Genomic DNA, 9,360 nt, shown 5'->3' on the forward strand with positions numbered 1-9,360 from the left:
CCCTTGCCGCGGACGGTCCCGGCGACCAGGCCCACCTCCCCTTCGCCTGGCAGGACGTCACCTTCCACGCCGCGCGGGCGACGGCGCTCCGCGTCGCCATCACCCCCACCGGCGGCGAGGGTGACCAGGCCACCGGCCTGGCCCTCACCGCCGCCGACCCGGCCGGCGAGCCGGTCGCCAGCATCGGCACGCTCACCCTGCGTCCCGTTACCGGCGCCCCGGCGACCGCGCCCGTGCGACGCGACCACCTGTACGCGCTGTCCTGGCCGCTTCTGTCGCCGACCGAGACGGGCACTGGCGCCGCCGTCGCGGTCCTCGGTGAACGCGATCCCGGGTTCGCCGAGGAGCTGCGCGCCGCGCTCGGCTATGACGACCTCGACGAGCTGGGCGAAGACGACCCGCCACCGGTCATTGTCATCCCGTGGCCCGCAGACGGCCGCGAGGACGGCGCGGAGGTGCTCGCACGCGCTCACTCGGCCTCCCGGGACGCGCTGGAGCTGCTTCGGCGGTACCTGTCCGACGACCGCTTCGCCGGCAGCCACCTGGTGCTGCTGACCACCGACGCCACCGCGGTCGAGGAACCGGACGCGGTGGACCTCGCCGCGAGCGCCGTCTGGGGACTGGGGCGGAGCGTCCAGGCCGAGCATCCCGGCCGCCTCACGCTCATCGACATCGACCGGCAGCCCGCGAGCATCCAGGGGCTTCCCGCCGCGATCGGCACCGCGCTGGACCAGGACGAGCCCCGGCTCGCCGTCCGCGGCGGCGACGTCCACGCCGCACGGCTGACCCGGACGACCAGCACCGCGTCCCCGGACGGAGCCGCGGCCGAGCAGCCGGCCTTCGCTCCCGGCGGCACGGTGCTGGTCACCGGAGGCACCGAAACCCTCGGCGCGCTGGTCGCCGAACACCTCGTCGCGGGGCACGGCGTCACCCGCCTGATCCTGGCCGTCCCCGAGCCGGGCGCCCCCGATGCCGTGGAGCTGCGGAACCGCCTGGAGGAACTGGGCGCCCACATCACGATGACCGGCTGCGACACCGCCGACCCCGTCCGGCTCGCCGGACTCCTCGCGGCCGTCCCCGAGGCGCATCCCCTCACTGGCGTCGTCCACGCGGCCGGCGGCACCGCCGAGGAGGCGGGCGCCCTGCTCGCCCCCAAGGCGGACGCCGCCTGGAACCTGCACCACCAGACCCGCGACCTGCCCCTGACCGCCTTCATCCTGTTCTCCTCGGCCGCCTCCGTGTTCGGCGCCCCCGGGCAGGGCGCGGACGCCGCCGCCGACCACTTCCTCGACGCCCTCGCCGGCGCCCGGCTGGCCGCGGGTCTGCCCGCCCGAACGATCGGGTGGGGTCCGTGGCATCCGGAGTCCGGTGAGATCGGCGCGCTGACGGCGGAGCGGGCACTCCGGCTGTTCGACGCCGCCCTTGCGACGGCGCGTCCCCGCGTCCTCGCCGTTCCCATCCGGGTGGGCGCGCTGCCCGCGCCGCCGCCCGCGCTGTTCAGGGCGCTCGTTCCGAGCACGGCCGCCCGGCCCACCGCCGGGGGGACGGCCGCGCACGCGAGCGCCTTGGCCGAGCACCTGTCCACGCTCGGTCCCGACGAGCAGCACCGGCACATGCTCTCGCTCCTGCGCGGCAGCATCGCGACCGTGCTGGCGCACGCGACACCGGACAGCGTCGACACCGACCGCCCCTTCAACGAACTGGGCTTCGACTCGGCGATGTCGGTGGAGCTGCGGAACCGGCTCGGCATGGCCACCGGCCGGCGGCTGCCCGCCACCCTCGTCTTCGACTACCCCACACCCGACGCGCTCGCCCGCCACCTCAGGGACGTCGTGCTCGGCTCGAAGACGTCCCAGAGGGCCGCGACCGCCGCCGTCAGCGCGGACGAGCCGATCGCCATCATCGGCATGGGGTGCCGCTACCCCGACGGCATCCGGACACCGCAGCAGCTGTGGGACCTGGTCGCCGGGGGTGTCGACGCCATCGGCGAGTTCCCGTCGAACCGGGGCTGGCCGGTCGCCGACCTCTACCACCCCGACCCCGACCACCCCGGCACCACCTACGCCCGCGAGGGCGGCTTCATCTACGACGCCGACCACTTCGACGCCGACTTCTTCAACATCAGCCCCCGCGAAGCCCAGGCCACCGACCCCCAGCAGCGGCTTCTCCTCGAAACCGCCTGGGAGACCATCGAGAACGCAGGTATCGACCCCACCGGGCTCCACGGCACCCGAACCGGCATCTTCACCGGCATCTCCTCGCAGGACTACGGTTCGGGGCTCCCGCATCTGTCCAGCGAGTCCGAGGGGCATCTCGGCCCCGGGACGTCCGGGAGCGTGGCCTCGGGCCGGATCGCCTACACCTTCGGTCTGGAAGGGCCCGCGGTCACCATCGACACCGCCTGCTCCTCCTCCCTGGTCGCCCTCCACCTGGCCTGCCAAGCGCTCCGGCAGGGAGAGTGCGACATGGCCCTGGCCGGTGGGGCGAGCGTCATGTCCAGCCCCGGCGCGTTCGTGGTGTTCTCCCGGCAGCGCGTACTCGCCCCCGACGGCCGCGCCAAGGCGTTCGCCGCGGCGGCCGACGGCACCGGATGGGCGGAGGGCGTCGGGCTGCTGCTGGTCGAGCGGCTGTCGGACGCGCGCCGCAACGGCCACCCCGTCCTCGCGGTGGTGCGCGGATCGGCCGTCAACCAGGACGGCGCCAGCAACGGCCTCACCGCCCCCAACGGCCCCGCGCAGCAGCGGGTCATCGACCAGGCGCTCGCCACCGCGGGCCTGGAACCGGACGAGGTCGACGCGGTCGAGGCCCACGGCACGGGCACGGCGCTCGGCGACCCCATCGAGGCTCAGGCGCTCATCGCCACCTACGGGCAGGGGCGCCCCGACGACCGGCCCCTGTGGCTGGGCTCGGTCAAGTCGAACATCGGCCACACCCAGGCCGCCGCGGGCGTCGCCGGAGTCATCAAGATGGTCCAGGCCATGCGGCACGGCGTCCTGCCGCGCACCCTGCACGTCGACGAGCCGACACCGCACGTCGACTGGTCCGCCGGCGCGGTGCGGGTGCTCACCGAACCCGTGGCCTGGCCCGAGACCGAGCGGCCGCGGCGCGCCGCGATCTCGTCCTTCGGGATGAGCGGGACCAACGCCCACACCATCATCGAGCACGCCCCCGAGCCGGCCCCGGCGCCCGCCGGCGGACCCGCGCGGGACGAGAACGATGACGGCCTCGCCGAGCGGCCCGTCCCCGAGCCGGTCGTCCCCTGGACGGTCTCCGGTAAGAGCGAGGCCGCGCTCGCCGCGCAGGCGGCGCGGCTGGCCGGCCATCTCGGGGACGGGCCGGAGCCGCGGCCCGCCGACGTCGCCTGGGCGCTGGCCACGACACGCGCGCACCTGGAACACCGCGCCGTCGTGATCGGCACCCGCGACGAGTTCGAGGCCGGGTTGCGGGCGGTCGCCGAGCGGCAGCCGTCCATGCACGTGGTCCAGGGCCGGGCCGGGCACACCGGCAAGACGGTGTTCGTGTTCCCCGGCGAGGGCTCCCAGTGGGCCGGGATGGGCGCCGAGCTGCTGCGGGAGTCGGACGTGTTCCGGGACCGGATCCTGGCGTGCGACCAGGCGCTCTCCCCGCACATCGACTGGTCGGTGACCGACGTGCTGACCGGCGCGCCCGGCAGCCCGCCGCTGGAGCGGGTCGACGTCGTCCAGCCGGTGCTGTTCGCCGTCATGGTCGCCCTGGCCGAGCTGTGGCGGTCGCTTGGCGTGGTGCCCGACGCCGTCGTGGGGCATTCCCGCGGCGAGGTGGCGGCGGCGTGCGTGGCCGGCGCGCTGAGCCTCGACGAGGCCGCCGGGATCGTGGCGCTGCGGAGCCGTGCCCTGACGGCGCTGGCGGGCACCGGGGCGATGGCGACGGTGTCGCTGCCGGCGGAGACGACCGGCGAGCATCTGCGCCGCTGGGGCGACGACCTGGTCATCGCCGCGGTCAACGGCCCCCGCGCGACCGTCGTCGCGGGCGCCGCGGGCGCCGTCGAGGAGTTCCTGGCCTTCTGCCGGGAGAACCAGATCAACGCCGCCCCGGTCGACGTCGACTACGCCTCCCATTCCGCGCACATCGACACCATCGGCGACGAGCTGCGCGCGGCCGTCGCCGGCGTCGACCCGCGGCCGGCCGGCGTCCCGTTCTACTCCACCGTCACCGGCGGGATCGTGGACGGCACGGACCTCGACAGCGGATACTGGTTCGACAACATCCGCCGCCCCGTCCGGTTCGAGGACGCCACCACCGCCCTGCTGAAGGACGGTCACGGCACCTTCATCGAGGTCAGCCCGCACCCGGTGCTCACCATCGGGATCCAGCAGACGCTCGACGTCGTGCCCAAGCCGGGTTCCGGCGTCCCGGCGGTGGTGGCCGGGACCGTCCAGCGCTCCGACGGCGGCTGGCGGCGCCTGCTGATCAACCTCGCCGAGCTGCACGCGCGGGGCGTCCGGGTCGACTGGGCGCGGGTGCTGCGGGCGCTGGGCACCGCACCACCGGCCCCGGCGCCGGCGCTGCCGACCTACGCCTTCCAGCGGCGGCCGTTCTGGCTGCGCGCCCCCGCCGGAGCGGCCGACGTGACGGCCGCGGGTCTGGAGACGGGCGGCCATCCCCTGCTCGGCGCCTGCGTGACCCTCGCCGACGAGCAGACCACCGTGTTCACCGGGCGGCTCTCGCTCGACGCCCACCCGTGGCTGGCCGACCACGCCATCGCCCGCACGCCCGTCCTGCCCGGGACCGCCTACCTGGAGCTGGCCGTCCACGCCGGCGACCACACCGGCACTCCCCGCATCCAGGAGCTCGCGCTCCACACCCCCCTCGTCCTGGACCCCGCGTCCCCTGCCCGGATCCAGGTCACCGTGGAGGCGCCCGACGACGACGGCCACCGTCCGCTGGCCATCCACTCCCGCCTCGACGGCGGACCCGACCTCACCGGCGAGCGCGCCTGGACGTGCCACGCCACCGGCGTCCTCGCCCCCTCCGGCGCGCCGTCCGAGACCCCGGACATGACCGCCTGGCCCCCGCCCGGTGGACGGCCGGTCCCGGTCGACGACCTGTACCGGCGGTTCGACGAGCGCGACCTCAACTACGGGCCGCTGTTCCAGGGGGTGCGCAGAGCCTGGAGCAGCCCGGACGGCATGTTCGCCGAGATCGAGCTCCCCGACCCGGACGCCGCGACCGGCTACACCCTGCATCCGGCGCTGCTGGACGCCGCCATGCACCCCACCGCCCTGGCCGCCGACAGCACCACCCACGACCAGGACGGGCACCCCTACCTGCCGTTCACCTGGAACGGCGTCACCGTGCACGCCGCCGACGCCACCGCCCTGCGGGTCGCCATCACCTCCAGGAGCGGAGACGACGGCAACGGCAGCATCGCCATCACCGCGGCCGACCCCAGTGGGCGGCTGGTCGCCACCATCGACACCCTCAACCTGCGCCCGTTCACCAGCGACCTGTCCGCGGGATCCGGGGCCGCCCCGCGCGACCAGCTGTTCAGCCTGGACTGGCCGGCCTTGGCATCTGACCCGCCACCCGGACCGGACGGCCCCTACGCCGTCCTCACCGAGCACGACCCCGAGCTGGCGCAGGCGCTGCAGGCCGCACTCACCACACCGACCCGCGCGTTCGCCGACCTCGCCGAACTCGGCGCGAGCGCGAACGGCACCGCCCCGCCGCAGATCGTCCTCGTCCCCTGTCCCGGCACCGGCGACGGCGATGACGATGGCGGTGACGGTGACGGTGACGAGGAGGTGGCCGGCCATGCCCACGCCACCACCAAGCGCGTCCTGCGGCTCGTCCAGCAGTACCTGACCGACGACCGCTTCACCCAGAGCCACCTGGTGCTGCTGACCACCCGCAGCACCACGGCCGGCGGACTGGAGACGGTCGACCTGGCCCAGTCGACGCTGTGGGGGCTGGTCCGCAGCGTCCAGACCGAGCACCCCGACCGGATCACGATCATCGACCTCGACGGCCGCGCCGCCGGGCTCCAGGTCCTCGGCTCGGCGATCGGCACCGCGCTGGAGCACCGCGAGCCGCAACTCGCCATCCGCGGCACCACCGTGCACGCTCCGCGCATCACCCGCCTGCCCGCCTCCGGCGGAACCGAGACCGGCGCCGCGGCCGCCGCCCTCGACCCGGACGGCACCGTCCTGGTCACCGGCGGCACCGGGACCATCGGGCGGCTGATCAGCGAGCACCTCGTCACGGGCCACGGCGTCACGCACCTCGTCGTCGCCAGCCGCAGCGGCCTCCGGGCCCCCGAGGCGCAGGAGCTGCGGCGCCGCCTCGAAGAGCTGGGCGCGCAGGTGACCGTCGCCGCCTGCGACACCGCCGACCCCCGCATGCTCGCCGACCTCCTGTCCGCCGTCCCCGACGAGCACCCGCTGACCGCGGTCGTCCACGCGGCCGGGGTCATCGACGACGGGATCGTGACCGCCCTCACCCCCGACCGGATCGACACGGTCATGGCCCCCAAGGTGGACGCCGCCTGGAACCTGCACCGGCAGACCCGCGACCTGCCCCTGACCGCCTTCATCCTGTTCTCCTCCGCCGCAGCGACCTTCGGACCGCCCGGCGCGGCCGGCTACGCCGCGGCCAACGTCTTCCTGGACGCCCTGGCGGCGCACCGGAGGGCCGAGGGATTGCCGGCCCAGTCCATCGGATGGGGCTACTGGCAGCAGGACACCGGCATGACCGCCCACCTCACCGACACCGACCGCAACCGCATCACCGAGAACCTCGCGGCCATCACGGACGTCCAGGGGCTGGAGCTCTTCGACGCCGTCCTGACCATGCCCCGGCCTCACCTCGTGGCCACGCCCATCAGCACGCGGAGCCTCCCCACCCCCGTGCCAGCGCTGCTGCGCGCGCTCGCCGCACCCGGCAGGCGGGCCGCCACCGGAACGGCCGCCGGCAGCGACCTGGCGGCTCAGCTCAGCGGCCTCGGCGAAGACGAGCAGCACCAGCGTCTGCTGTCGCTGATCCGCGGGAACGTCGCCACCGTCCTGGCGCACGGCTCCGCCGAGAACGTCGACGTCAGCCGCCCGTTCAGTGAGCTGGGCTTCGATTCCCTCACCGCGATCGAGCTGCGCAACCGCCTGGCCACCGCCACCGGACAGCGCCTCCCGTCCACTCTCGTCTTCGACCACCCCACGCCGGACGCGCTCGCCCGCCACCTGAAGAGCACCCTTCTCGGGACCGGCGGCACGACCGCCAAGGCCACGCGGACGATCACCGCCGACGAGCCGATCGCGATCGTCGCGATGGGATGCCGCTACCCGGGCGATGTGCGCACACCGCAGCAGTTGTGGGATCTGGTCGCCGGGGGTGTCGACGCCATCGGCGAGTTCCCGTCGAACCGGGGCTGGGCGGTCGCCGACCTCTTCAACCCGGATCCGGATCATCCGGGGACCACCTACGCCCGCGAGGGCGGTTTCCTGTACGACGCCGACCACTTCGATGCGGACTTCTTCAACATCAGCCCCCGCGAAGCCCAGGCCACCGACCCCCAGCAGCGGCTTCTCCTCGAAACCGCCTGGGAGACCATCGAGAACGCAGGTATCGACCCCACCGCCCTCCACGGCACCCGCACCGGCATCTTCACCGGCATCTCCTCGCAGGACTACAGCTCCGGGCTCCCGGAACTGTCCAGCGCGTCGGAGAGCTACACGGGGACCGGCTCCTCGATCAGCGTGGCCTCGGGACGCATCGCGTATTCACTCGGTCTTGAAGGACCCGCCCTCACCATCGACACCGCCTGCTCCTCCTCGCTCGTCGCCCTTCATCTGGCCTGCCAATCCCTCCGGCAGGGAGAGTGCGATCTCGCCCTCGCGGGCGGCGCCACCGTCATGTCCAGCCCGGGTGCGTTCGTCGTGTTCTCGCGGCAGCGGGGCCTCGCCCGTGATGGCCGCTGCAAGCCGTTCGCGGCGGCGGCCGACGGCACGGGCTGGGGCGAGGGCGTCGGGCTCCTCTTGGTGGAGCGGTTGTCGGACGCGCAGCGCAACGGCCACCCGGTTCTGGCGATCGTGCGCGGCTCGGCGGTCAACCAGGACGGCGCCAGCAACGGCCTCACCGCTCCCAACGGGCCGTCGCAGCAGCGGGTCATCCATGACGCACTGGCCAGCGCCCGCCTGACCCCCGCAGACGTCGACGTCGTGGAAGCCCACGGCACCGGCACCACACTCGGCGACCCCATCGAAGCCCAAGCGCTCATCGCCACCTACGGACAGCAACGCCCCGCCGACCGGCCCCTGCGACTCGGCTCCATCAAATCCAACATCGGCCACACCCAGGCCGCCGCCGGCGTCGCCGGGATCATCAAGATGATCCAGGCCATGCAGCAGGGCCTCCTGCCACAGACGCTGCACGTCGATGAGCCGACCCCGCACGTCGACTGGTCCGCCGGGACCGTCGAACTGCTCACCGAGCAAATCCCCTGGCCCGACACCGGACGGCCCAGCCGCGCCGCCATCTCCTCCTTCGGCATCAGCGGAACCAACGCCCATGTGATCGTCGAGCAGGCCCCCGCCGCGCCGCCCGCCGAAATCGTCCCGCCCCAGCCGCACACCGCGGGCACCGGACCCAAGCCCGTGCCGTGGGTCGTTTCAGCGAAGACCGAGGCGGGTCTGGCCGCTCAAGCGCGGCGCCTGGCCGAGCACCTGGACGCCCACCCCGACCTAGATCCCGGTGAGGTGGCGTGGGCGCTGGCCACCACCCGCTCCACCCTCGACCACCGCGCCGTCATCGTCGGCGACCATGCGACGCTGCGGGAAGGACTGCAGGCGCTGGCGGCCGGTGAGCCACACCCGGCCGTGGTCACCGGACGCGCCGCGCCCGGCCAGAGCGGCAAGACCGTGTTCGTGTTCCCCGGCCAGGGATCACAGTGGCCCGGAATGGGCGCCGACCTGATGACCACCAGCCCCATCTTCCGCGACCACATCCTCGCCTGCGAGCAGGCCCTCGCCCCACACGTGGACTGGTCCCTCACCGACATCCTCACCACCCCCGACGCCGCGGCCCTGGACCGGGTCGACGTGGTCCAGCCAGCCCTGTTCGCCGTCATGACCGGCCTAGCCCACCTATGGCAATCCCTCGGGATCGAACCCGACGCCGTCATCGGCCACTCCCAAGGAGAGATCGCCGCCGCCTACACCGCCGGCGCCCTCACCCTCAACGACGCCACCCAACTCGTCGCACTGCGCAGCAAAGCCCTCACCGCACTGGCCGGAACCGGCACCATGGCCGCCATCCACACCACCCCCACCGACCTGAACGACCTACTCCCCGACACCATCACCATCGCTGCCGTGAATGGGCCCGCCACCA

At 74.0% G+C, this 9,360-nt stretch carries 1 protein-coding gene; it reads left to right on the plus strand.

What is annotated here, in order from left to right; all coding sequences use genetic code 11:
• Window positions 1–9,360: type I polyketide synthase (locus tag E1266_RS32090; protein WP_132053498.1), on the plus strand; the 9,360-nt coding region annotated here is incomplete at both ends.

The organism is Actinomadura sp. 7K534 (genome assembly GCF_004348575.1).
GTDB classification, from domain to species: Bacteria; Actinomycetota; Actinomycetes; order Streptosporangiales; family Streptosporangiaceae; genus Spirillospora; species Spirillospora livida.